Here is a 24,187-nt window from a genome sequence, read left to right as displayed (position 1 = left end):
CAGCGGTGCCATGACCCCAGCGCCCTGATGCCATACTGGGGTGCGTGACTGACGCGATCGCTCTTGGCATCCCCACCGTGCGCGCCCAGGCCCCCGTCCTGGCCCCGCGCCGCCCCACCCGCAAGATCCAGGTGGGCCCCCTGGAGGTGGGGGGCGATGCCCCCATCACCGTGCAGTCGATGACCACCACCAAGACCCACGACATCGGAGCCACCCTCCAGCAGATCGCCGAGCTGACCGCGGCGGGCTGCGACATCGTGCGCGTGGCCTGCCCCACGGACAAGGACGCCGCCGCCCTGCCGATCATCGCCAAGCAGTCCCGCATCCCCGTCATCGCCGACATCCACTTCAACCCCAAGTACGTCTTCGCCGCCATCGAGGCCGGCTGCGGTGCGGTGCGCGTCAACCCCGGCAATATCCGCAAGTTCGACGACCAGGTCGCCGAGATCTGCAAGGCCGCCTCCGACCACGGGGTGAGCCTGCGCATCGGCGTCAACGCCGGCAGCCTGGACCCGCGCCTGCTCAAGAAGTACGGCAAGGCCACCCCCGAGGCCCTCGTGGAGTCCGCCACTTGGGAGGCCGGGCTGTTCGAGGAGAACGACTTCCACGACTTCAAGATCTCCGTCAAGCACCACGACGTGGTCACCATGGTCCAGGCCTACCAGCTGCTCTCCGAGGCGGGGGACTGGCCCCTGCACCTGGGCGTGACCGAGGCCGGCCCCGCCTTCCAGGGCACCATCAAGTCCTGCGCCGCCTTCGGCACCCTGCTGTCCCAGGGCATCGGTGACACCATCCGCGTCTCCCTGTCCGCCCCGCCGGTGGAGGAGGTCAAGGTCGGCACCAAGCTCCTGGAGTTCATGGGGCTGCGCCAGCGCCAGCTCGAGATCGTCTCCTGCCCCTCCTGCGGGCGCGCCCAGGTGGATGTGTGGACGCTGGCCGACCAGGTCGAGGAGGGCCTCAAGGGCATCACCGCGCCCCTGCGCGTGGCCGTCATGGGATGCGTGGTCAACGGCCCGGGGGAGGCCCGCGAGGCGGACCTGGGCTGCGCCTCGGGCAACGGCAAGGGCCAGATCTTCGTGCGCGGCAAGGTCGTGGAGACGGTGCCCGAGGACCAGGTCGTGGAGACCCTCCTGCGCCACGCCCAGGACATGGCCGCCCAGATGGCCGAGGAACTTGGCGAGGACGCCCTGGCGGGGACCTCGCCCATGGTCTCGGCGGCGGGCTGAGCCATGAAGGCGCCCCACAGCGGGCCGGCCGGTCGGGCATGACACTGCTGCGGCGCCGTCGGGCCCGGGTGATCCCCGCGGGCCCCGAGCGGCTCCCCGGGCTGCTGGGCCTGTGCTCGGCCGATCCGGTGGCCGCCGTGCCCCTGGCCCACCAGATGCTGCGCTGGAGGAGCTGGGGCCGGGGCGACCTGGTGGCCGTGGGCGATCTGGTCCGGCCCCGGGCGGCGGCCTGGACCACCAGCGGCGTCATGCCCTTCGGCCTGGCGGCGCGCGCGGGCCTGCCCGGGATGAGCCAGGCGGAGGTCATGGCCATGGCCGAGCACTGCCGTCCCCGGCTTGCCCGGCGCGGCTCCATCATGGGGCCGCTGCAGGATGTGGCCCCCCTGTGGCGGCGCCTTGAGGGCATGGGCGCCGCGGCCCGCGAGGAGCGCTGGAACCAGCCCCTGCTGTGTGCCGCCCACGGGCCCGGCGGCCAGGGGCTCCTGGCCGAGCAGCTGCGCCGCCGCCCCGGCCTGGAGTGGGTGGGCAGAGGCCTGCGCCCGGCGGCCGTCGGCGAGGATGAGCAGGTCCTGGCTGCCTCCATCGCCATGTTCACCGGCGAGCTCGGCTACGACCCCACCGAGACCGGGCCCTCCTACGCCCGCCACGTCAGCTGGCTGGTGGCCTCGGGGCGCAGCTACGTGGTCATGGACGACGGCGCTGGTGGCCCCGCGCAGGGGCCCGGTGCCCAGGTGGCCTTCAAGGCCGACGTCGGGGCCCTATGGCCCCATCCCGCCGAGCCCATCGCCCAGATCACCGGGGTGTGGACCCGCCCCGACCTGCGCGGCAGGGGAGTGGGCGCCGTGGCCCTGGCCGCCGCCGTCGACGCCGTGCGGCGCGACCACCTGGGCGGGCGCGGCACCGTGAGCCTCTACGTCAACGACTTCAACGACGCCGCCCTCGCCCTCTACCGCTCGGTGGGCTTCCACCAGGTGGGCACCTTCGCCACCATCCTGCTGTAGACCAGTAGCGCCTCCGGGAGCGGGAGGCCGGCGCCGGGAGACAGCAGGTAGCATGATCAACCCATGGAACCGCAGATCATCAAGCGCTCGGGGAAGAAGGTCATCTGGAGGACCGTGGGCTGCCTCCTGCTCACCGCCGCGTGCCTCTGGGTCCTGCTCCTGGGGGTTCAGCGGGTGCAGGCCGGCGATACGCAGGGCTGGATCACGTTCCTGGCAGGACTCCTGGGCGCCGTGGTCTTCGGCTTCTTCACCCTGACCTGGTTCAGGCTCATCCAGCGCCCGGCCCTGGTCATCGACGATCGGGGGGGGGGGGGGGTGAACGACTCCAGCTGGTTGAACTCCCTCGGCTTCTTCCCCTGGGAGCAGGCGGTGGGCTTCCTGCCCAATGAGGATCGCAGCACCGGGGCCCGGGTCAGCTCCGTCCTCATCGTCTTCGCCGATCCCGCCTGGCCCTGGAGCCGCCTGCGCGGCATTAACCGCCTGTTCAACAAGGCCAATGCCGGCCTGGGGTACGCCCCGGGGCAGATCGGCGTGGACACCATCGGGATGACGGGGCTGGAGCTGGCCGCCCTCCTGGTGGAGCAGCGGCGAGCGCGCCGGCCCGACCTGCCCGTGGCGGCAGGTCCCGTGCCCGGCACCCAGCCGGGCACCTGGGAGGTGGCCGACCCCAACGGCTACCTGGAGCGACTGGGGCCGCAAGCCTCGCCGCCGGCCTGAGCCACGCGCCCGGCCCCGGACAGCGGCGCGGGGGAGCGCGGCGTGGGGGAGCAGGGAGGGGCTCGCCCGACTGGGCGGACCCAGCGCAACGGCGCGTCAGCAAACCTATGGTGAACAGCATCTAGTTGTACTTCCTCGGGAGGTTGTGAACGGGGTGGGTGGTGAGTGAAGGCCTCCGGCAGGATGTGGGTTGACACACTCGCATCACTGACCGGAGGCCTTCATGACCCACGCTAACGCACCACTGACCCCTGAGGGGCGTCGTCGTCTTGCTGTCCTGGTGGTCGAGCAGGGATGGCCCGTGCGCCGGGCGGCTGAGCGCTTCCAGGTCTCGCCGGCCACCGCCAGCCGGTGGGTGGGCCGGTACCGGGCCGGCCAGCCCATGGAGGACCGCTCCGCCCGTCCCCACCACAGCCCAGGGCGGCTGGCAAGGCGCACTGAGCGGCGCATCATCGCCTTGAGGTTCAACCGCCGGTGGGGGCCCCACCGCATCGCCTACCACCTGGGCCTGGCACGCTCCACAGTAGGGCGGGTCCTGGAGCGCTACCGCATGCCCCGCCTGGCCGAGGTGGACCGGGCCACCGGGCTGGCGGTGCGCCGCCCTGCGCCGGTGCGTTACGAAAAGAGTGCCCCGGGCCAGTTGGTGCATGTCGATATCAAGAAGCTCGGCCGCATCCCCGACGGCGGGGGCTGGCGCGCTCACGGACGTGGCTCAGCGCCCGCCCTGGCCGCGGACCGCGCCAAGACCCGCACCCGCCGCCGGGGCGGCCCGGTCGGAGGCTACCGGTACATCCACCACGCGATAGACGACTACTCGCGTGTGGTCTACTCCGAGATCCTGGCCGACCAGACCCAGGAAAGTGCCGCGGGGTTCTTTCAGCGCGCCAAGGCGTTCTTCGAGGACCTGGGCATCACTGTCGGCGCTGTCATGACAGATAACGGGGCCTGCTACCGCTCACGGGCCTTTAACCAGGTCCTGTCCGCAGCCGGCATCAAGCACCGCTACACCCGTCCCTACCAGCCGCAGACCAACGGCAAGGTCGAGCGCTTCAACCGCACCCTGCAAGACGAGTGGGCCTACGCCCACACCTACACCAGCCAGACCCAGCGCGAGACCGCCTACCAGGCCTGGCTCCACCACTACAATCACCACCGACCCCACACCGCCATCAACGGCCAAACCCCCGCCAGCCGCGTTCACAACCTCACAGGGAAGTACATCTAGTGCCCTGCTGGCCACTGGCCTACGATCGCCGAACGTGCACGAATCTGCCCACACAGGCTCCGACAGCACGGAGCGTCAGAACAATATCGAGGTCTGGAACGACCTCGTCTCGCCCAGGGACCTCATCATCTGCCTGGCCGTCTCCGCCGCCTGCGCCGTGGCCGCCGTCCTCCTGTCCTTGCGGGTCGGGGGTGCCCCGCTCTTCTGGGGTCTGGGCGCCTCCGTGGCCGGCTTCGCCGTCAACTGCCTCCTGGTGACCCCCAAGCGCGAGGTCATCATCGTCGACGAGGAGCCGGGCTGCCTCGAGACGGCCGAGGGGAGCGCACGATGACTCTGGAGCTCATCGGCCTCATGCTCGCCGCGGTGCTCGGCGCCGTCGTCCTCTACACCTTCATCGGCTTCATCCCGGGAACCGACGAGACCAGCGTGCTGGCCCCCGTCACCCTGGCGATCATCCTGGCCGACGCCCCGCCCGAGGTGGTGCTCGCCTTCTTCATCTCCGCCGTGGTCACCCTCAACCTCATGAACGGCATCCCCACCGCCCTGGTGGGGCTGCCGGGCGGGGTGATGTCGGCCCCGCTCATGGAGCACTCCATCCTGCTGCGCCAGGAGGGCCTGGCCTCCCAGACCATCCGCAAGATGGCCGTGGGATCGACCATTGGCACCCTCATCGCCATCCCGCTGAGCTTCGCCCTGGCCTTCCTGCTGGCGCCCATCGCCCAGCCCATCAAGGACCAGACGCCCATCGTCCTTGCCGCCGGCGCCGTCCTCCTGGCGCTGCTGGGAGGCAACCGGATCCTCTCGCTGCTGTCCATCATCCCCATGGCACTGCTCTTCCGGGGCCTTCCCGCGCTTTATGAGTCCACCGGCATCATCCCGCCCGGCGCCAAGGTCAGTATCTCCTTCTTCCTGGGCATCACCGTGGGCCCCATGCTGCTGACCCTCCTGGAGCTGCTCAACGCCAAGCGCCGCGCCGCCCTGCCGCACGGGAGCCGGACGGTCTCCCGGCTCTCGCGCTCCGGCTTCGGCCTCCAGCGCCTCCTGCCGGGCGATCTCGTCACCCGCTCCGAGGGCCTGTGGAGCGCGGCCATGGCGGCACTGTCCACGCCCCTGTTCGTGCTCAGCCCTGTGGGCCTGACCTTCCTGCTGGGAGAGGCCTCGGCGAGCCGTATCTCCCACGACCGCGTGCGCCGCTCCCAGCGGGCCGTGACCGTCATGAGCGCGCTGACCCACTCGACCTACCTGGCCGGCGCCATCATCCCGCTGGTGGCGCTGGGCATCCCCATCTCCGGGGTCTCGGCCGGGCCCGCAGGCCCCCTGTTCAACGCCGGGGAGGTCTACACCGATGAGCACAACCTGCACCACCTGCTCAAACTGGAGGGGGCCATCATCCCGGTCACCGTGGGGGCGCTCATCTCGGTGGCCATCACCTACGTCATCGCGGTGCGCTGGTCCTCCCACATCACCTCCTTCGTCATGCGGCGCATCCCCCACGAGGCGGTCCTGGGCCTGTTCACGGCCTTCATCCTGCTGCTGGCCTACCTGGATGCCGGCATCCCCAACATCTTCGGGGTGCTGCTCATCGGCGTGGTCTGCGGATCGCTCAACCGCCTCGGGGTGGGCTACGGCGTGCAGTTCATGACGCTCTACGCCGCCCCGGGCATCGTCACCTGGCTCAGCGCCCTGGCCTGAGGAGCGTCTGAGCCGCTGCTCATCCCTCCGGAGCGCCACCGATCCCCTCGGTGGCGCTCCGACGGCGTCCCGATAGCGGTGCCTCGCCGCCGGGTGGGGCCGGTCGCGGGACGGTGGCGCGACCGCCGGCTGCTCAGGTCGAGCGGCGGGCCAGGGCCCCCAGGTCGATGCCCAGCAGGCGCGCCTGCTCGGCAGTGCGCCCCGTGACCAGCACATCGGTGCGGCGCAGCGCCTCGACGTCGTCGGCCCCCAGCAGGGCCATGAGCGAGCGCAGGTGCTCGCCCCAGGCATCCAGCTCGCGGCGCAGCGCCTCGGGGCCCCCACCGGTCAGGGTGCGCAGGAAGTGCCCCGAGGCCCCCACCGCGCGGGCCCCCAGGGCCAGGGCGCGCACGACGTCGAGGGGATGGCGCACGCCCCCCGAGGCCAGGAGCTCCAGCCCCCGCGGAGCCGCCGTCGCCCGGCCGGTGCCCCGCATGCGGGCCAGATGGACCCTGCCCTCCACGGCGCCCGGCACCATGCTGCCTGTGCCGCCTGAGCCGGCCTTGACGCCCGGGCTGCTGGGGCCGTGCAGCGCCTCCAGCAGGCACAGGACGGCCGACTGCCCCCAGCCCGAGAGGTAGGAGTAGCCGCGCTCGGGGCGGCGCTCATTCTCGATGGCGATGAAATCGGTGCCGCCGCTGCCGGCCACATCCGCGCCGGCCACGCCCAGCTGGGCCAGGGCGGCGATGGTGCGCGCCGAGAGCCCGAAGCCCACCTCCTTGACGATCACCGGCACCGCCACGGCCTCGGCGATCGCCGCGACCTGCTGCGGCCAATCCCGGAAGTCCCGGTCGCCCTCGGGCATGACGATCTCCTGGGCCGCGTTGAGGTGGATCTGCAGGGCGTCGGCCTCCAGCATCTCCACCGCGCGCACCGCCTGGTCGGGGGCCAGCGCGGGCCCCACATTGGCCAGGATGAAGGCGCGGGGGGCCTGGCGGCGGATGACGCGGAAGCCTTCGGCGCGCTCGGGGTCGCTCAGGGCGATGTGCTGGGAGCCGCAGGCGATCGCCACGCCCGACTCGGCGGCGGCCGCGGCCAGGTCGGCGTTGATGCGCGTGGTGGCCGGGGTGCCACCGGTCATGGCATTGATGTAGAAGGGCAGCTCCCAGCGGGCGCCGCACACCGTGGTACTGGTATCCGCCTCCGCGGTGGCCGTGCCCGCCAGGGCGTGGTGCATGAAGGACAGGTCGTCGAAGGCATTGGGACGGTCCTGGCCGTGCAGGCGCAGGGCCAGCTCGACATGCTCGTCCTTGCGGGCCGCGCGCACCGGTGCCTCCTGCGACGCCGGAGCCCCGGGCGGTGCGCCTCCGCCCTGTTCACCGCCCCGTTCGCCACTGCGCCCGGCGCCCGGCAGCGAGCCCTCCCGGGGCCGGTCGGGTCCTGGAGCCCGTGAGCTCATGCCGCATCCCTCCGATCGCCGTCGCCGGGGTGACCGCCCCCGCCGCCCCCATCATGGCAGTGGACCGCCAGGTCCAGGGGCTCGATGCCCCCGGCACGCCAGCGCGCGCGCATGGCGCCGGTGTCGGTGCCCGGCGGGCACAGGGCGATGCCGCAGTCCCCACCGCCGGCGCCCGAGCTCTTGGCCGCCGCCCCGTGATCCTGGGCGATCTCCACCAGGCGCCGCAGGCCCGGGGTCTCGATGGTGATGCCGCTGGCACGGCCCAGGTCGGCCAGCAGCCCCCGGTTGCGGTGGATCTGCGCGCCGATCCCCTCATGGTCGCCCTTACCAACCGCCCGCACCAGGGCGCTGACGCAGTCCTGGCTGGCGGCGAGGAAGGCCGCGTAGTGCGGGCTGTGGGCGGCCCTGGCCCGCACCCCGGCCACCAGGCGGGGGGAGGAGGCCGGGGTGCCGGTCCAGCCCACTTGCAGGCGCAGGCCCGGGGGCTCCAGCCGGCGGATGCTCAGGCAGGGCCAGGGCGTGGTCAGCAGCTCGCCGGTGCTGCGGCGCCGGCGCTCCTGGCGCAGCCAGCCGCGGTCGGGGGAGGAGTAGGCCACCCAGCCGGTGAGGGCGCTGGCGGCGATGTCCCCGCCCGAGCCGATCGGCTCGACGTCCTCACAGGCCAGCAGCGCCAGGCGGTAGACCTCCATGTCATCGAGTTCCAGCCCGTAGAGGCGGGCCACGGCCCGGACAGTGGCCACGGTCACCGCCGAGGAGGAGCCCAGGCCGAGCTTGCGCCCGCTGCCGTGATCGACCAGCTCGCTGACGACCTCCAGGTCGAAGACGACCGGCCTGCCGCCGCGCTCGCGCACGAGCTCCTCCACCACGCGGATCGCGCTGATCACATAGTCCGCGCCCCGCCCATCGACCTGCGCCGCGCCGTCCTGGCGGCGGTGCCAGGTCAGCGCCCGCCCCCCGTAGAGGGCCGAGCGGATCCGGCCCACCTGTTGGGCTGCGGTGATCCTCACCGTGATGAAGCGGTCCACAGCCACCAGTATCGCCTGATGGCCCGGCTCGACGACGGCGTACTCGCCCGCGATGTAGAGCTTGCCCGGGGCGCTGGCGGAGGCCGAGGGGGCCTCGGGGCGGCTCACCGCGCGGCCTGCCCGGCCGGTGGGGCGGCCTGGGGGCCGGTGGGAGCGTCCTCCGCGCAGGATGGAGCCGCCGTCTCGAAGCGCACCCCCGCGCCAGGGCGGTGGACGCAGACCTGCGCCCCGGGCAGGCGCTCGCCCAGGGCCCGGGCGACCTGCTCGGCGCTTCCTCCCGGGGTCAGGACCTTGACATTGGCCCCGGCGTCGATGGTGGCCCAGGCGGGCATGCCCTCCTCGCGCAGGGCCCGCACCGTGTGGAGCGCCTCCACGGTGCGCGGCATCCAGTACATGACGGCGGGCCTGCTGGCCAGCATGGTGGCGTGCATGCCCAGGGCATTGGCCTCCACCACCTCCCCGAGGCCCTGGACATCACCGCGGCGCACCGCGGCCAGGGCCTCGCGCAGGTCCTGGGCGCTGGCCCGGACCCAGGAGGGGTAGAGCGGGGAGGTGGCCATGGTGTGGCGCATGGCCTGCGTGGAGCCGATGGACTTGCTCCTGTCGCTGAGCACGACCACCACCATGGCCAGGTCCGGATCACCGCCGGTGGCGCCGTCGGGCCCGCCACCGGCCAGGCCGGCGGCCTCGACGGGCTCGGCGTAGGAGGACTCCTCGTCGCTGCCGGCCCGCCACAGCACCAGGCCCCCGAAGACCGAGCGCGAGGCGGACCCCGAGCCGCGCCGGGCCAGGCGCGACAGGGCCCGTCCATCGAGCTCCAGGCCGGCCGCGCGCGAGGCCGCGGCGGCCAGGGCTGCGAAGCCCGCGGCCGAGCTGGCCAGGCCCGCGGCCAGCGGCACCGTGGAGGATGATGTCACCGTGGCGGCCCGGCTCAGGCCCGAGCGGCTGCGCACCAGGTCCAGGAAGTGGGTTACCCGGCCCAGGGCGCCCTGGCCGGGCGCGGCGCCGTTGATGGTCACCGCATCGCGGCCCCGGTCCCCGCCGTCGAAGGAGACCGTGGTGGTGGTCCGGGTGCCGCCCAGGGTCAGGGACAGGCTGGAGGTGGTGGGGATCGTCAGCGATTCATCGGCCTTGCCCCAGTACTTGATGAGGGCGATGTTGGTGTTGGCGCTGGCTGTCGCCGTCGGCGCCGCGGGACTTACTGCCACCGCTCGGCCTCCCTGATCTCACTGGTGCGCATCCGATAGGTCCATGTGGTGGCGGCGCCCGCCTGCCGCAGGGCCGAGCCGATGCGGCCCGCCGCGCCCGGATCGCCGGCCAGGGCGATGATGCAGCCGCCCAGGCCCCCGCCGGTGAGCTTGGCGCCCAGGGCGCCGGCCCCACGGGCGGCCGCCGTGAGCCGGTCCAGGACCGGTAGGCTCAACTCGAGCTCGGCCAGGATCGCGTGGGCCTGGTCCATGGCCGCCCCCAGAGCCGGCGCCTCGCCCTCATCGAGGGCCACCTCCGCCGTGGTCGTCAGCTCCCCGAGACGGCCGATGAGCGCGCCGATGCCCTGGGCATCCTGCTCGTAGCGGGCCCGCAGGCCCTCGACCGCCTGGCGGGTCGAGCCGTGGACCCCGGAGTCGGCGATGACCAGGCAGGCCCCCTCGATGCGCTGGCTCAGCGGGGTCATCCGCCCGCCCTGGAAGCGGATGGGCCCCGGGGCGCAGGTGGCCGCCGCATCCAGCCCCGAGGGCCTGCCGTGGGCCACCTGCTCGGCCATCTGGGTCAGGGCGAAGAGCTCCTCAGCGCTGGCGCTGCGGCCGCAGGCATCGAGCACGGCGCGGATGATCGCGCCCGAGGCGGCCGCCGAGGAGCCCAGGCCGCGCTCGTGGGGGAAGTCGCTGCGCGTGGCGATGGCGAAGGACTGGTCCATGCGCCCGGCGAACTCGCGCGCCGCCTCGAAGGCCCGGGCCACGCAGGCGAAGCCCTGGGGGCTGGAGGCCAGGGGGCCGCTGTAGCCCAGGCTCGCCAGGTGCGAGGGGCCGGTGATGGGGGTGGCGGTGGCCTCCATGCGCAGATCGTGCAGGGCCACGGCGATGGCGGGGTGCCCGTAGACCACCGAGTGCTCGCCCAGGAGGATGGCCTTGGCCCAGGTGCGGCCGTGGCCCTCGCGGCCGGGTGCGGAGTGGGGGTCCATGTCTTCGTGCACGACTTCCTTGCCTGGGACCCACGGCCCTGAGAGGCAGTGCCCTGAGCCGGGGGAGGGATCGCGGTTGAGGGTATCGGCCCTGCTCACCCGCCCGCAAGGCGGCCTGGGCGGCCCCGACGGCGGCCGGCGGCGGCTGGCGGCGGACAGTGGCCGAGAGCCGATTCAGGACGCTGCCGGCTCATCGGCGCAGGCGAGCGGCCGGTTCAGGGCGCTGCTCAGGGCGCCGTCAGCCGGCACTGCGCCACGACGACGGCCAGCTGCACCCGATTCCTGACGCCGAACTTCTCCAGCAGTGCCGAGACATGGGTCTTGACCGTTGCGGGGCCGATGCCCAGTTGCTCGGCGATCTCGCTGTTGACCAGCCCCTGCGCCACCAGGATCGCCACCTCGCGCTCGCGCCCGGTCAGGGTGGTGGGCGCCTGGCGCGACGGCGCCGTCATGGCGGTGGTCGTCACCAGCTGCTCCAGCACGGCCGGGGAGAAGGGCCGCTGACCGTGGGCGGCGCTGCGCACCGCCTGGAGGATCTGCTCCGGGGAGCTGTCCTTGAGCAGGAAGCCGACCGCACCGGCCCGCAGGGCCGAGGACACGAGACGATCGGTGTCGAAGGCTGTGAGCACCAGCACCCTGACCTCGGGCGCGAGCTCGCGGATCCGCTGGCAGGCCCACACCCCGTCGCGGCCGGGCATGTGGAGGTCCAGCAGGAGGACGTCGGGGCGCAGGCGGCGAGCCGCGTCCAGTGCCCCCTGGCCGTCGGCCGCCTCGCCCAGGACGCTCAGGTCCGCATCCCCCTCCAGGATCAGGCGCAGGGCGGAGCGGACGAGGGCCTGGTCATCGGCGATGACGACGCGGACCCGGTCGGTCATGGAGGCGGTCATGGGGTCGGTCATGGATCAGCTCCTTCACCAGCCTCGGCCCTGTGGGCCTGTGGGCAGCTCGGCCCGCAGGATGAACCGCCCCGTGGCTCGATGGGTGCTCAGCCGTCCTCCTAGGAGCCGCACCCGCTCGTGCAGGCCGGGCAGGCCCAGGCCGTGGCCGGGCTGCGGGAAGGAGGCCCGCGCCACCGGATTGATGCATTCCACCGCCAGGGCGGTCGCTCCCACCTGGAGACCCAGGTGCGCCGAGTCCTGCGAGCCATGGTGGCGGGCATTGGCCAGCGCCTCCTCGATGATGCGCAGGAGTGCGTGGCGCACGGCCGTGCCCGCCCCGTCGAATGCGCTCCGCCATCCGTGATCGGCACTGACCAGGATCTCCAGACCGGCGTCGCGGTACTGGTCGATGACATGGGTGACGTCCTCCCAGGCGACGGCGGCCTCGTCGCCAGAGCCGTCGTCGTGGAGCACGTGGAGGATCTGGCGCAGCTCGCTGCCGGCCTCGGCCGCCATGGCCCGGATCGTGCCGGCGGTGCGGGCGGCCTGCTGCGCATCGAGATCGGGCCGGCTGGCCAGTGCGGCGGCATGCAGGGAGATCAGGGAGATGCGCTGGGCCAGGGAGTCATGCATCTCGCGCGAGATATGGGCCCGCTCCTGCGACCGGGCGCGCGCCACACGGGCCTCGGTGAGCTCCTGGTGACTGGTGAGCAGGATGCCCAGCAGCACGAAGGCGGCGGTGTAGACCAGGCCCGGCAGCGTCGTCCACCAGCTGGCCCGGTGCTCCGGGAACGGGCTGATGGCCATCCCCAGTGCCGTCCCCACGACCTGCGCCCCCAGGGCGATGGGCAGGGAGCGCGTCTTGGAGCGGGTGCCCAGAAGCGCCGCGGCCAGGCAGGTGGGCCCCTGGACGGTGCCCGGCAGCAGCACGCTGAGGAGCAGGCTGATGGTGGGGCGGACCAGTCCTCCTCCGCCCAGGGCCGGCAGCAGCAGGAGCTGGGCGATCACTGGTGAGGCGATCTGCGTCCACAGCCAGGCGGTCTGCCACCAGCCCTGCTCGTGGTTGAGGCTGCGCAGATCCTGGATGAGGAGGAGGGGCATGTTGATCGTGATGATCGCCGTCGCCGCCGCTGAAGCGCCCCAGAGCAGCCAGTGGATGCGTTGTGCCAGGTCAGGGGTGCTCACGCGCCGGAACTCTACCCATCCTCCCCCGGCGCGCATCCGCCACCTGGGGGAGCGCGCCTCCCCCAGGTGCCCGGTGCGCCCGGATCGGGGGCCGCCTAGCGTCCGGGGCGATCTGAGGAGGTTCCATGCCCACTGATATGCCCACTGACATGCCCACTGAGTCGTCCCCAGAGCTGCCCTTCGGGCCGGCCACTGGGGTATCCACCGAGGCATCCGCTCGGAGTGCCGCGCCCACGAGGAGGCGCAGACGCCGACGCAGGATGAGGAGATGGCTGATCGGCTCGCTGTGCGCTCTCCTCGTGCTCGTCCTCCTGGCCGGGGCGGCGCTGACCGTCGTCATCCGGGCCCCACTGCCGCGCTACGACGGCGCGATCACCTTGAGCGGCCCCAGTGATGAGATCACCGTGAGCCGCGATGGCCGGGGCGTGCCTCACATCTACGCCTCCAGTGACCACGACCTGTTCTTCGCCCAGGGCTATGTCCAGGCCCAGGACCGCTTCTTCCAGATGGATATGAGCCGCCACCTGACTGCCGGAAGGCTCTCCGAGATGGTCGGCGAGGCGGGCAAGGAGTCGGATATCGCGATGCGCACCATGGGCCTGCGGCGCGTGGCCGAGCAGGAGTGGGAGCTCATATCCGAGGAGTCCCGCGGCTTCTACCAGGCCTATGCCGATGGGGTCAACGCCTACCTGGAGGGCAAGGCCCGCTGGCAGGTGGCCAATGAGTATGCGGTCATGGGCCTGAGCCTGCCGGTGGGGGATATCGAGCCGTGGAGCGGCGTCGACTCCCTGTCCTGGTTCAAGATGCTGTCGTCCCAGGGCCTGAGCAGTACACACGTGGACGAGGCCTGGAACATGCAGATGCTCCAGACGCTGGGCAGTCCGGCCGCCGTCGAGCAGTTGAGCCCCGCTCCCGACGAGGCCGCCCGCCGGCCGATCCTGCTCGACGACGGCGCGAGCAACCTGCGGCCGCGCTCCGACTACCCCGTGGCCGACCCGCTGCCGGTGCCCGAGCATGACGCTGAGGTCGTCGACTGCCCCGAGCCCGCCGATGGCTCCGCACCCGGCGAGGCTGCATCGGCGGCCGAGTCCGCCGTCGAGCACAGCGCGCAGGAGAGCACCGCATCCCCGGTCTCCCCGGCCTCCATGGACGCCTTGGGCGGGGCCTCGGGCGCGCTCCAGGAGGCGCGGCGGACCCTCGACGCTGTTCCGGCGATCCTGGGGCAGGGCCCGGGCATCGGCTCGAACTCCTTCGTCGTCTCCGGGAGCCGCACGGCCTCGGGCAGTCCCATCATCGGCAACGACCCGCACCTGCAGATCAGCTACCCGTCGGTGTGGTCGCAGGTGGGGCTGCACTGCACGGCCCTCGATGAGGACTGCACCTTCGACGTCGAGGGCTTCTCCTTCGCGGGCATGCCCGGCGTCGTCATCGGGCGCAACCCGCAGCTGGCCTGGGCCTTCACCAATCTCAGTGGTGATCCGAGCGATCTGGTGGTGGAGCAGAATGCCGGGGATGGCACCTACCGGCGTGATGGGGCCTGCCTGGCCTACACCACCCGCACCGAGTCCTTCGAGGTGGCCGGTGGTGAGCCCTTCGAGGTGGAGGTTCGCGAGTCCGTGCACGGCCCCATCGTCTCGGGACTCTTCGCACCTGATGAGAGCTTCGAGCAGCTGCCCGGGGTGACCGGGGACTTCTCGGTGGCCGTCCAGTGGACGGCGCTGATGCCCAACAGGTCGGGTGAGGCGTGGTTCGCGCTCAACCGTTCCACCGGCGCCGAGGGCATTGCCGCGGCGGCGGCGCTTCTCGCGGATCCGGCTCAGAACATCCTCTTCGCCACTGCCGACGGCGACATCGGCTACCAGGCCTCCGGGAGGTACCCGATCCGTCCCATCAAGGCCCCGGCTGACCAGCAGGCCACGATGACCCATGAGACGGAGAACCTGGGCGCCGATGGCCGCTGGCCGCGTCCGGGCTGGGACTCCAGCTACGACTGGCAGGGCTTCTACGCGCCTGAGGATATGCCCGCGGTGCTCAACCCGCCCGATGGGATCATCGCGCCTGCCAACCAGCCGGTGACCCCTGAGGCCAGCGGCCCGTACCTCGGTCTTGGCCACTACGCCCCCGGGTACCGCTCGCAGCAGATCTATGACGCCCTGGCTCAGATGACCGCCGAGGGGCCGATCACGGTGGAGCAGGCCGGGCAGGCGATGCTCCTGGACCACTCCCCGCAGGCCGATGAGCTGGCCCCGGCCCTGACGGCCGTGGAGCTGAGCGAGCCCAGGCTGCAGGAGCTCCAGCAGGCCCTCGCCACCTGGTACGCCGATGGCGCCCACATGTCCACCGAGTCCCGGGGCGCCGCGATCATGGCGGCGCTGTACTCCCACCTCGGGCACGCCGCCCTCGGCGATGAGATGGGGGATCAGTACGCAACGGATAGCCGGATGCTGGGGAGCCTGGTCGCTGATCCGGGCAGTCCCCTGTGGGACGACACCGCCACCCCTGAGGTGGAGGACGCCGAGACGATCATGCGGCGCGCCTGGGCCGCCGCCGACGCCGATCTCACTGCGCAGATGGGCCTGGACCACACGACGTGGGCCTGGGGCAGGATCCATGTGCAGAAGCAGGCGCACCAGATCCTGGGGGGCGAGGGCGTGCCCTCTTTGGTGCAACGGCTCTTCAATGCCGACTCGCGCCCGGTCTCAGGTGCCGGGGAGATCCCCAACGCCTCCTGGTACGACAGCACCGTCAAGGACGGCCGGGTGGACTACCAGGTGGTCGCCGGAGCCTCCATGCGCATGGCCGTGGACATGGCCGACGTCGACGGCGCGCTGTGGGTGATCTCCTCGGGGATCTCCGGGCATCCGCTCTCACCCCACGTCAACGACCAGTTCGAGGCCTGGGCCGAGGGACGGATGCACCCCTGGCCCTTCAGCCGCCGGGCCATCGAGGCCTCCGCGCTCCACACGCTGAGGCTGCGCCCGGCCTGAGTGCGGCGCTGGCGGGGCGGCGCGGCCCGCACTCAGGTCGCGCCGCCCCGCCCGACCGGATCGCCCACCGGGTCGACGACGTCGGGGAGGCGCGCCGCCAGCGCCGGGTCGAAGGCGATCAGGCCCTCCTGCTCCAGAGCGCTCATCCAGGACTCAGCCGCAGCATGATGCTCGTGATCGGGCACCATCAGGGCGATCGATGAGCACCAGGTGGGTGCTCATTCGCTGTCCGCCAGGAAGTCAGCGGCCTCATCGGCGGTGATGGGGCGTCCTGCGCGCAACTGGGGGAGGCCGGTGACCGGCCACGATGCTGCGGCGTGACCGTCCTTGTTTCCCGCCGGTTGCCCGCCGGTTGCAGCGCGCCGATGCGCAGCACGTAGCATGTGCCCGTGCTGCACAGACTCTCCACCGCCTTCATCCGCACCCTGCGCGAGGACCCGGCCGACGCCGAGGTCGCCAGCCACAAGCTCCTCGTGCGCGCCTGCTACGTGCGCCGGGCCGCCCCCGGCATCTACACCTGGCTGCCCCTGGGCCTGCGCACCCTGCGCAAGATCGAGGCCATCGTGCGCGAGGAGATGGACGCCATCGGCGGCCAGGAGGTCCACTTCCCGGGCCTGCTGCCCGCCGAGCCCTACCAGGCCTCCGGCCGCTGGGAGGATTACGGCCCCACGCTGTTCACCCTCAAGGACCGCAAGGGCGGCGACTACCTCCTGGCCCCCACCCACGAGGAGATGTTCACCCTGGCGGTCAAGGACATGTACTCCTCGTACAAGGACCTGCCCGCCATCGTCTACCAGATCCAGACCAAGTACCGCGACGAGGCCCGACCCCGCGCCGGCATCATCCGCGGCCGGGAGTTCGTCATGAAGGACTCCTACTCCTTCGACATCGACGACCAGGCCCTGGAGGCCTCCTACCGCAAGCACCGCGACGCCTACGAGCGGCTCTTCACCCGCCTGGGCCTGGACTACGTCATCGTCAACGCCATGGCCGGGGCCATGGGCGGCTCCCACTCCGAGGAGTTCCTCCACCCCTCGCCCATCGGCGAGGACACCTTCGTGCGCTCCGAGGGCGGGTACGCCGCCAACGCCGAGGCCGTGACCACCGTGGTCCCAGATCCAGTCGACGCCTCGGGGGTGGGGCCGGCCCGCGTCGTCGACACCCCCGACACCCCCACCATCGAGACCCTCGTGGCCCTGTGCAACGAGGCCTACCCCCGCTCCGACGGGCGCGCCTGGACGGCGGCCGACACCCTGAAGAATGTCGTCGTGGTCCTGACCCACCCCGGTGGGCGGCGCGAGCTGCTCGTCGTCGGCGTGCCCGGCGACCGTGAGGTGGACATGAAGCGCCTGGAGGCAGCCGTGGCCCCCGCCGAGGTGGAGATGGCCGCCGAGGAGGACTTCACGGGCCACCCCGAGCTCGTGCCCGGCTACATCGGCCCCGAGGCCATCGGCCCCAACTCGCCGCTGCGCCGCGTGGAGGTCGATGAGGAGGGCAACGAGCGCCTGGCCGGCTCCGTGCGCTACCTGGTGGACCCGCGCATCGTGGAGGGCACCAGCTGGGTCACCGGCGCCAATGCCGATAAGAAGCACGTCCTGGACCTGGTCATGGGGCGCGACTTCACCGCCGATGGCACCATCGAGGCCGCTGAGGTCCGCGATGGCGACCCCGCCCCCGACGGCTCGGGCCCCCTGAGCCTGGCGCGCGGCATCGAGGTGGGCCACATCTTCGCCCTGGGGCGCAAGTACTCCCGGGCCCTGGGGCTGAGTGTGCTCGATGAGAACGGAAAGGCCCAGGTGGTGACCATGGGCTCCTACGGCGTGGGCGTCAGCCGCGTCATGGCCGCCCTGGCCGAGGCCAACCACGATGAGCACGGCCTGGCCTGGCCCATTGCCGTGGCCCCCTACCACGTCCAGGTGCTGGCCACCGGCAAGGACGAGGAGGTCTTCTCCACCGCCGAGGGGATCGCCGCCGCCCTGGACGCCCAGGGCGTGGAGGTCCTCTACGACGACCGCCGCAAGGTCAGCGCCGGGGTGAAGTTCGCCGACTCCGAGCTGCTGGGGCTGCCCTACACCCTGGTGGTGGGGCGGGATCTGGCCAAGCAGGGGACGGTGGAGATCCGCGACCGCCGCAGCGGTGAGCGCCGCAGCGTGCCGGCCGACCAGGCCGCCCAGGAGGTCGCCGCCCTCGTGCGCGCCGCCCTGAGCGCCTAACCCCTTCCTTTCGACAATTTGCATGAGATCGGCCTTTTCCGGGCCTGGAGAAGTACGATCTCATGCAAATTGTCGAAGGTTAGGCGGTGTAGCCGGGCAGGGCGGGTAGCTGGGCGCCCCAGTCGGCGGCGCGCAGCCCGGCGTCGATGGCCGCCTCGACGGCGGCCCGGCGCTCAGGCGTGGAGGCCTGGGACTCACCGACCTGCTGCACCTCCGCAGCCGCCACATCCGACCAGGCCGACGCCGCCCAGGCGCGATCGGGATCGCCGGCCTGGGCCGCCTGCTCCGGCGGGGCATAGGCCGCCAGCCGCGCATCCTGGCCTCCCGCGGCGATCGAGGCGTTGACCACGATCGTCGCCGTGCGCGCATCGGCGATGGCCTGCTCGCGCACCCCCTCATCCTCGGCACGCGCCCCGACCTCCTCACAGGCGTAGCGGGCGGCGTCGTAGAGCGTGAGCAGCGGGCCGCCCAGCGCCGTCCCGCCCGGGCTCGACGACGCCCCGGCCGTCGCCGGGCTCGGCGGGGCCTGCTGGTCCTGACCCTCCCCGCTGCGCGGCACTCCCTGGAGCGCGCCGGGGGAGACCTCGTCGAGGTAGACGCCCCAGGACACCGCCAAGGCGGCGTAGAGCTGGGCCTCCTGGGCCGAGCCCGCCGACAGTGCCGCCTCGCGCGCCATGCCCACACCCTGCTCCAGGGCGGCTCGCAGATCATCCCCGGTGGCATCCGGTGCCGCCGTCGCGATCGGCGTGGCCGTGGGGTAGGTCGTGGGCACCGCCGTCGCCCACGGCTCCCACACCCCGCCCAGGACCTGGGCCTGGTTGTGGGCATCGGCCTGCAACTGCGCGGGCACGGCGCCCGAGCCCTGGTCACCGGAGGCGACCACCTCCGCGGTGGAGGAGATGAGCACGGCCTGGCGGGCCAGGGAGTCGCGCGTCACCTCGGCCTGGGGCGCCGTCTCCAGGGAGGCCGGCGAGCCCTCACCCAGGCGCAGGCCGCACCCGCCACTGGCCACCAGCGCGGCGGCCAGGGCCGCCGCGCCCGCTGCGCGCAGGAGCCGTGCGGGCCGGCCGGCCCCGGCACGCCGGGCACGGGCCGGTGGCGCCAGGCCGGGCCTGAGGGGGCGTCGGACAAGGCGCGCTGCGGCCCCCGGGCCTGAGCGGCAGGAGGCCGGGGAGCCGGGTGCTCCGGGGCATGGCGGGGGAGGGCTGAGGGTCATCACCCGCCGATCCTCCCACGGCAGGTAGCATGTTCCCGACCTGACCACGCCCCCACGGGCCAGAGGGGAGGAGCCCCCACCATGCCGGAGAAGCCGGAGAAGGCGGACAAGCCCGACGCGCTCGCCGGGCGCCTGACCGAGCTCCTGGAGCCCGTGGTCGACGGCGCCGGCCTCTTCCTGGAGCGGATCGAGACCACCCGGGCCGGGAAGTACTCGGTGGTACGGGTCGTCGTCGACCTGCCCGACGGGCCCGGGGACCTGGACCTGGACCGCCTGGGCGAGGTCACTGCCGCCGTCTCCCAGGCGCTGGACGAGGCCGATCCGGTCAAGGGCCAGTACACCCTGGAGGTCTCCACCCCCGGGGCCGAGCGCGAGCTGCGCACCGCCCGGCACTTCCGCCGCGCCGTCGGGCACGGTGCCCAGGTGAGCACGGATGAGGAGGAGCTCAGCGGCACCATCACCGCCGTTGACGACCAGGTCCTGACCCTCCAGACCGACGCCGGTCCCAGGACCGTGCCGCTGGAGCAGGTCCGCCAGGCCCGGATGGTGGTCTCCGGCCCGTGAGCCGGGGCCCGGCCGCCGCCACCCACGTACCCACCGGTACCCGCACGACCACCACATGTGACCGCAGGGCCGCCTCCGCGGAGGACAGGACCAGAGAGGACCACCCATGGATATCAACATGCCCGAGCTCAGAGGCGCCGCCGATGAGCTGGGAATCGACCTGGACAACCTCCTGCCCGCCATCGAGGACGCCATCCTGGGTGCCTATTCCAAGGTGCCCGGCGCCATCCGCGGCGCCCATGTGGAGATCGACCGGCGCACCGGCCACATGAGCGTCCTGGCGCCGGAGGTCGACGAGGAGGACCAGCCCACGGGGGAGTACTTCGACGACACCCCCGACGACTTCGGCCGCATCGCCCAGGCCACCGCCCGCTCCGTCATCGTCCAGCGCATCCAGGACCGCCGCGACTTCGAGGTCCTGGGGGCCTTCAAGGACAAGACCGGCGAGCTCATCTCGGGCACGGTGGAGCAGGGCCGCGACCCCCGGGTGGTCCATGTGCGCCTCGATGAGGAGCACGAGGGGATCATGCCACCCCACGAGCAGGTCCCCGGGGAGCGCTACCGCCACGGGGACCGGGTGCGCGCCTATGTCACGGAGGTCTCGCGCGGCCTCAAGGGCGCCCAGATCGTGCTCTCGCGCACCCACCCCGGGCTGGTGCGCAAGCTCTTCGAGCGCGAGGTCCCCGAGATCACCTCCGGGGACGTCGAGATCGTCTCGGTGGCCCGCGAGGCCGGCCACCGCACCAAGATGGCGGTGCGCGCCCGCACGCGCGGGGTCAACGCCAAGGGCGCCTGCATCGGCCCCATGGGCCAGCGCGTGCGCGCGGTGATGACCGAGCTCGGCGGGGAGAAGATCGACATCGTGGACTACTCCGAGGACCCCGCGCGCTTCGTAGCCAACGCCCTGTCCCCGGCCCGGGTCTCCTCGGTGCAGGTCATCGACGCCGAGGAGCGCACCGCCCGCGCCGTCGTCCCCGACTTCCAGCTGTCCCTGGCCATCGGCAAGGAGGGGCAGAACGCCCGCCTGGCCGCGCGCCTGACGGGCTGGAAGATCGACATCCACGCCGACGCCGAGACCGGCGAGGTCGCCCCCGGTCGCGTCTCCCGGGCCGACGACGTGACAGGTCCCTCAGAAACCGCGGAGTGATGCGGCCCGCGGCGAGCGGTAGACTTCTCGGCGGACCATAGCGGGGCCGTCACGCCAAGGCGCTCCCGCGGATGCGGCTGAGGACACGGAAGGACGCCTCGACGGTGGTAACCACCCTGCACGTGCCCCAGCGCACCTGCATCGGCTGCCGTGGGAAGGCTCCCCGATCCCAGTTGCTGCGACTGGTCCTGGCCCCGGGCCCCGTGCTCGAGGTCGATGCCCGGGCCACCCGGCCCGGGCGTGGTGCCTGGATCCACCCGGATCCGGGGTGCCTCTCCCTTGCTGAGCGACGGCGCGCCCTCGGGCGGGCCCTGCGCACCAGTGCACCGCTTGATGCGGCGCCGGTGCGCCGATGGCTTGAGCAGAGCCCCTCACCCGGCCGGGTGAGGGATTGATCGATTGCGAAGGCGGGTAGGAAGCCGATGGGCACCCGATGAGTACCCAGCGATGAGCTGCCTCTAGAAGCACCCACCCCTGTCCGGGGTGGGTAACCGGACAGGAGAAAAGTGGCTAAACCACGCGTACATGAGCTCGCCAAGGAGCTCGACCCCTCTGGCAAGAAGGTCACCTCCAAGGTGATTCTGGCCTGGCTCAAGGACCAGGGAGAGTTCGTCAAGGCGGCCTCCTCCACGGTCGAGCCCCCCGTGGCCCGCAGGGTCCGCGAGCACTTCGCCGCCGTGGCGGAGGGCGCGGCCCCCGGCGGCGCCAAGAAGGCTGAGAAGACTGACAAGGCGGCCGGGGCTGCCGACGGCGCTGCGGCGCAGCCCGCGGCCCCCACTCCGGGCCCCAGGCCCGGGGCCAAGCCCGCCGCTCCGGCCGCCAAGCCCGCTGCGCCGGGCGGGGAGCAGCGCCCAGCGCCCAAGCCCGGAGCCCGGGCCCCCCAGGCCGCCGCCCCCACGGCACCGTCGGCCCCCTCCAAGGCCGCCCCCAAGCCGGGAGCCCGGGCCCCCCAGGCCCCGGCCGCCCCCGAGGCGCCCCGCGCGGCGGCCCCGCAGGCGCCCCGGCCCTCCGCCCCGGCTGAGCAGGCCCCCGCGGCCCCGGCGCCGACCCCCGGCCCGCGTCCGGGTGCTCCGCGCCCGGGCAACAACCCCTTCGCCACCTCCCAGGGCATGCCCCGCCCCGGAGGGCGCGGTGGACGCTCGGGGGGGCAGGGCCCGCGTCCGGGTGCCCCGCGCCCGGGCAACAACCCCTTCGCCACCTCCCAGGGCATGCCCCGCCCCGGTGGGCAGGGCGGTCCGCGTCCCGGTGGCCCCCGCCCGCAGGCGGCCGGCTCCGGCGGCCCGCGTCCGGGTGCGCCGCGGCCCGGTGGTCCGCGCCCCTCGGGTCCCCGCCCCAACCCGGGCATGATGCCCGGCCAGTCCTCCATCGGCCGTCCCGGGGCCCCGGCGCGCGGTGGTGGAGGAGGCCGTGGCGGTCGCCCCGGCGGCGGTGGTCGTCCCGGTGGTGGCGGCGGTGGCGGTCGCCCCGGCGGCTTCGGCGGCCCCCGTGGCGGTCGTGGTGGTCGCGGCTCGACGCAGGGCGCCTTCGGGCGCGGTGGCGGCGCTCCGCGCGGGCGCAAGTCCAAGCGGGCCAAGCGCCAGGAGTTCGAGCAGCAGAGCGCGCCGTCGATCGGCGGTGTCATCGTCCCGCGCGGTGACGGCTCCACCCCGGTGCGCGTGCGCCAGGGCGCCACGCTGACCGACCTGGCCGAGAAGATCAACGCCAACCCCGCGGCCCTGGTGACCGTCCTGTTCCACCTGGGGGAGATGGCCACGGCCACCCAGTCCCTGGATGAGGACACCTTCGGCCTGCTGGGCGCCGAGCTGGGCTACGACGTCCAGATCGTCTCCCCCGAGGACGAGGACCGCGAACTGCTGGAGTCCTTCGACATCGACCTCGACCCCGAGGAGGATGAGGAGAACCTGGCGCCCCGGCCCCCGGTGGTCACCGTCATGGGCCACGTCGACCACGGTAAGACCAAGCTGCTGGACGCCATCCGCTCCACCGACGTCGTGGCTGCCGAGGCCGGCGGCATCACCCAGTCCATCGGCGCCTACCAGGTGCGCGTGGAGCTGGGCGGGGAGACCCGGCCGATCACCTTCATCGACACCCCCGGTCACGAGGCCTTCACGGCCATGCGCGCCCGCGGTGCCGAGGTCACCGATATCGCCATCCTCGTGGTGGCGGCCGACGACGGCGTCATGCCCCAGACGGTCGAGGCCCTCAACCACGCCCAGGCGGCCAATGTGCCCATCGTGGTGGCGGTCAACAAGATCGACCGGGAGGGCGCCAACCCGGACAAGATCCGCGGCCAGCTCACCGAGTACGGCCTGGTGCCCGAGGAGTACGGCGGCGACACCATGTTCGTGGACATCTCGGCCAAGCAGCGCCTGCACATCGACGACCTCCTGGAGGCCGTCCTGCTGACGGCCGATGCGGCCCTGGACCTGCGTGCCAACCCCGAGACCGAGGCCCGCGGCGTGACCATCGAGGCCAAGCTCGACAAGGGCCGCGGTGCGGTGTCCACCATCCTGGTGGAGCGCGGCACCCTGCGGGTGGGGGACCCGATCGTGGCGGGGAGCGCCTACGGGCGCGTGCGCGCCATGTTCAACGAGCACGGCGAGGCCCTCCAGGAGGCGGGCCCGGCCCGTCCGGCCCTGGTGCTGGGCCTGACCAATGTGCCCAGCGCCGGCGACTCCTTCATCGTGGCCCCCGACGACCGCACCGCCCGCCAGATCGCGGACAAGCGCGAGGCCGCCGAGCGCGCCGCCCTGCTGGCCAAGCGCCGCAAGCGGGTCTCCCTGGAGAACCTCACCGACGTCCTCAAGGAGGGCAAGGTCGACACTCTCAACCTCATCCTCAAGGGCGACTCCTCGGGTGCGGTCGAGGCCCTGGAGGACTCCCTGCTCAAGATCGATGTGGGCGAGGAGGTCGCGCTGCGCGTCATCCACCGCGGCGTGGGCGCCATCACCCAAAACGATGTCAACCTGGCCACGGTGGACTCCGCCGTCATCATCGGCTTCAACGTCCGGCCGGCCGAGCGGGTGGCGGAGATCGCCGACCGCGAGGGCGTGGACATGAAGTTCTACTCGGTCATCTACAACGCGATCGAGGACGTCGAGGCCGCCATGAAGGGCATGCTCAAGCCCATCTACGAGGAGGTGGAGCTGGGCAGCGCCGAGATCCGCCAGGTCTTCCGCTCCTCGAAGTTCGGCTCCATCGCCGGCTCGATCGTCCGCTCTGGGATCATCAAGCGGGGCGCCAAGGCCCGCCTGGTGCGCGACGGCGTCGTGGTCAACGGCGAGTTGTCCATCGAGACGCTGCGCCGCGAGAAGGACGATGTCACCGAGGTCCGCGAGGGCTACGAGTGCGGTATCAACCTGGGCTTCAAGGACATCACCGAGGGCGATGTCATCGAGACCTGGGAGATGCGCGAGAAGCCGCGCGCCTGATCCGGCGCTCACGGCGCATGACGGCGGCCGGTCACCATCCTGTAGGAGGTGGCCGGCCACCGT

The 24,187-nt window shown here is 72.6% G+C and carries 19 protein-coding genes; 12 read left to right on the top strand and 7 right to left on the bottom strand.

The window, feature by feature from the left end:
- Positions 1 to 44: 44 nt before the first annotated feature.
- The 6 genes from ispG (at position 45) to MANAM107_RS00840 (ending at position 5,861) form a co-directional block, all read left to right on the top strand.
- Positions 45 to 1,226: a flavodoxin-dependent (E)-4-hydroxy-3-methylbut-2-enyl-diphosphate synthase gene (gene ispG / locus MANAM107_RS00865; RefSeq protein ID WP_223909918.1), complete on the top strand. Its 1,182-nt coding sequence runs from the start codon at positions 45 to 47 to the stop codon at positions 1,224 to 1,226.
- 38 nt (positions 1,227 to 1,264) lie between these two features.
- Positions 1,265 to 2,227, top strand: coding sequence for a GNAT family N-acetyltransferase (locus MANAM107_RS00860; RefSeq protein WP_223909916.1), 963 nt, complete (start codon positions 1,265 to 1,267; stop codon positions 2,225 to 2,227).
- A gap of 63 nt (positions 2,228 to 2,290) precedes the next feature.
- Positions 2,291 to 2,944 (top strand): STM3941 family protein, encoded by a 654-nt coding sequence (locus MANAM107_RS00855; protein ID WP_223909914.1) that lies wholly within the window; start codon positions 2,291 to 2,293, stop codon positions 2,942 to 2,944.
- A gap of 223 nt (positions 2,945 to 3,167) precedes the next feature.
- Positions 3,168 to 4,169: an IS481 family transposase gene (locus tag MANAM107_RS00850; protein ID WP_223909911.1), complete on the top strand. Its 1,002-nt coding sequence runs from the start codon at positions 3,168 to 3,170 to the stop codon at positions 4,167 to 4,169.
- A 34-nt stretch (positions 4,170 to 4,203) separates the two neighbouring features.
- Positions 4,204 to 4,500, top strand: coding sequence for a hypothetical protein (locus tag MANAM107_RS00845; protein ID WP_223909908.1), 297 nt, complete (start codon positions 4,204 to 4,206; stop codon positions 4,498 to 4,500).
- Positions 4,497 to 5,861: a tripartite tricarboxylate transporter permease gene (locus tag MANAM107_RS00840; protein ID WP_223909905.1), complete on the top strand. Its 1,365-nt coding sequence runs from the start codon at positions 4,497 to 4,499 to the stop codon at positions 5,859 to 5,861. Before MANAM107_RS00845 ends, MANAM107_RS00840 begins: the two co-directional genes overlap by 4 nt.
- A 133-nt stretch (positions 5,862 to 5,994) precedes the next feature.
- Here the strand turns inward: MANAM107_RS00840 and fni are convergent, their stop codons facing one another.
- From fni to MANAM107_RS00810, 6 genes are all read right to left on the bottom strand, one after another.
- A complete protein-coding gene (gene fni, locus MANAM107_RS00835) occupies positions 5,995 to 7,167 on the bottom strand; it encodes a type 2 isopentenyl-diphosphate Delta-isomerase (RefSeq protein WP_223909902.1) in 1,173 nt (390 codons plus the stop codon).
- Positions 7,168 to 7,295: 128 nt separating this feature from the next.
- A complete protein-coding gene (locus MANAM107_RS00830) occupies positions 7,296 to 8,432 on the bottom strand; it encodes a phosphomevalonate kinase (RefSeq protein WP_223909885.1) in 1,137 nt (378 codons plus the stop codon).
- Entirely contained in the window at positions 8,429 to 9,532 is a 1,104-nt protein-coding gene (mvaD, locus tag MANAM107_RS00825) for a diphosphomevalonate decarboxylase (RefSeq protein WP_223909883.1), read from the bottom strand. Before mvaD ends, MANAM107_RS00830 begins: the two co-directional genes overlap by 4 nt.
- Positions 9,523 to 10,515: a mevalonate kinase gene (gene mvk / locus MANAM107_RS00820; protein WP_223909881.1), complete on the bottom strand. Its 993-nt coding sequence runs from the start codon at positions 10,513 to 10,515 to the stop codon at positions 9,523 to 9,525. The genes mvaD and mvk overlap by 10 nt, the downstream gene beginning before the upstream one ends.
- 215 nt (positions 10,516 to 10,730) lie before the next feature.
- Complete coding sequence (locus MANAM107_RS00815; protein ID WP_223912661.1) at positions 10,731 to 11,378, bottom strand: response regulator; 648 nt, start codon at positions 11,376 to 11,378, stop codon at positions 10,731 to 10,733.
- A 36-nt stretch (positions 11,379 to 11,414) separates the two neighbouring features.
- A complete protein-coding gene (locus MANAM107_RS00810) occupies positions 11,415 to 12,566 on the bottom strand; it encodes a sensor histidine kinase (protein WP_223909878.1) in 1,152 nt (383 codons plus the stop codon).
- 260 nt (positions 12,567 to 12,826) lie between these two features.
- Here MANAM107_RS00810 and MANAM107_RS00805 point away from each other — a divergent pair, with 260 nt between their 5' ends.
- On the top strand, positions 12,827 to 15,553 hold the full coding sequence (locus tag MANAM107_RS00805) for a penicillin acylase family protein (RefSeq protein WP_223909875.1): 2,727 nt from the start codon (positions 12,827 to 12,829) through the stop codon (positions 15,551 to 15,553).
- A 389-nt stretch (positions 15,554 to 15,942) separates the two neighbouring features.
- Complete coding sequence (locus MANAM107_RS00800; protein ID WP_223909872.1) at positions 15,943 to 17,766, top strand: proline--tRNA ligase; 1,824 nt, start codon at positions 15,943 to 15,945, stop codon at positions 17,764 to 17,766.
- Positions 17,767 to 17,845: 79 nt separating this feature from the next.
- On the opposite strand, the gene MANAM107_RS00795 is transcribed toward MANAM107_RS00800, so the two are convergent.
- A complete protein-coding gene (locus MANAM107_RS00795) occupies positions 17,846 to 18,982 on the bottom strand; it encodes a Tat pathway signal protein (protein ID WP_223912658.1) in 1,137 nt (378 codons plus the stop codon).
- 81 nt (positions 18,983 to 19,063) lie between these two features.
- Here MANAM107_RS00795 and rimP point away from each other — a divergent pair, with 81 nt between their 5' ends.
- The 4 genes from rimP (at position 19,064) to infB (ending at position 24,124) form a co-directional block, all read left to right on the top strand.
- Positions 19,064 to 19,546, top strand: coding sequence for a ribosome maturation factor RimP (gene rimP, locus MANAM107_RS00790; protein WP_223909869.1), 483 nt, complete (start codon positions 19,064 to 19,066; stop codon positions 19,544 to 19,546).
- 106 nt (positions 19,547 to 19,652) lie between these two features.
- On the top strand, positions 19,653 to 20,693 hold the full coding sequence (nusA, locus tag MANAM107_RS00785; protein ID WP_223909866.1) for a transcription termination factor NusA: 1,041 nt from the start codon (positions 19,653 to 19,655) through the stop codon (positions 20,691 to 20,693).
- Positions 20,694 to 20,797: 104 nt separating this feature from the next.
- Positions 20,798 to 21,088: a YlxR family protein gene (locus MANAM107_RS00780; RefSeq protein ID WP_223909863.1), complete on the top strand. Its 291-nt coding sequence runs from the start codon at positions 20,798 to 20,800 to the stop codon at positions 21,086 to 21,088.
- 111 nt (positions 21,089 to 21,199) lie between these two features.
- Positions 21,200 to 24,124 carry a translation initiation factor IF-2 gene (gene infB, locus MANAM107_RS00775; RefSeq protein WP_223909860.1) on the top strand — a complete coding sequence of 975 codons (2,925 nt, stop codon included), beginning with the start codon at positions 21,200 to 21,202 and terminating at the stop codon, positions 24,122 to 24,124.
- Positions 24,125 to 24,187: the final 63 nt, after the last annotated feature.

The organism is Actinomyces capricornis, assembly GCF_019974135.1.
GTDB classification, from domain to species: Bacteria; Actinomycetota; Actinomycetes; order Actinomycetales; family Actinomycetaceae; genus Actinomyces; species Actinomyces capricornis.
Note: the sequence above shows the minus strand (reverse complement) of the source record. Positions and strands in the feature narration are given on the sequence as shown.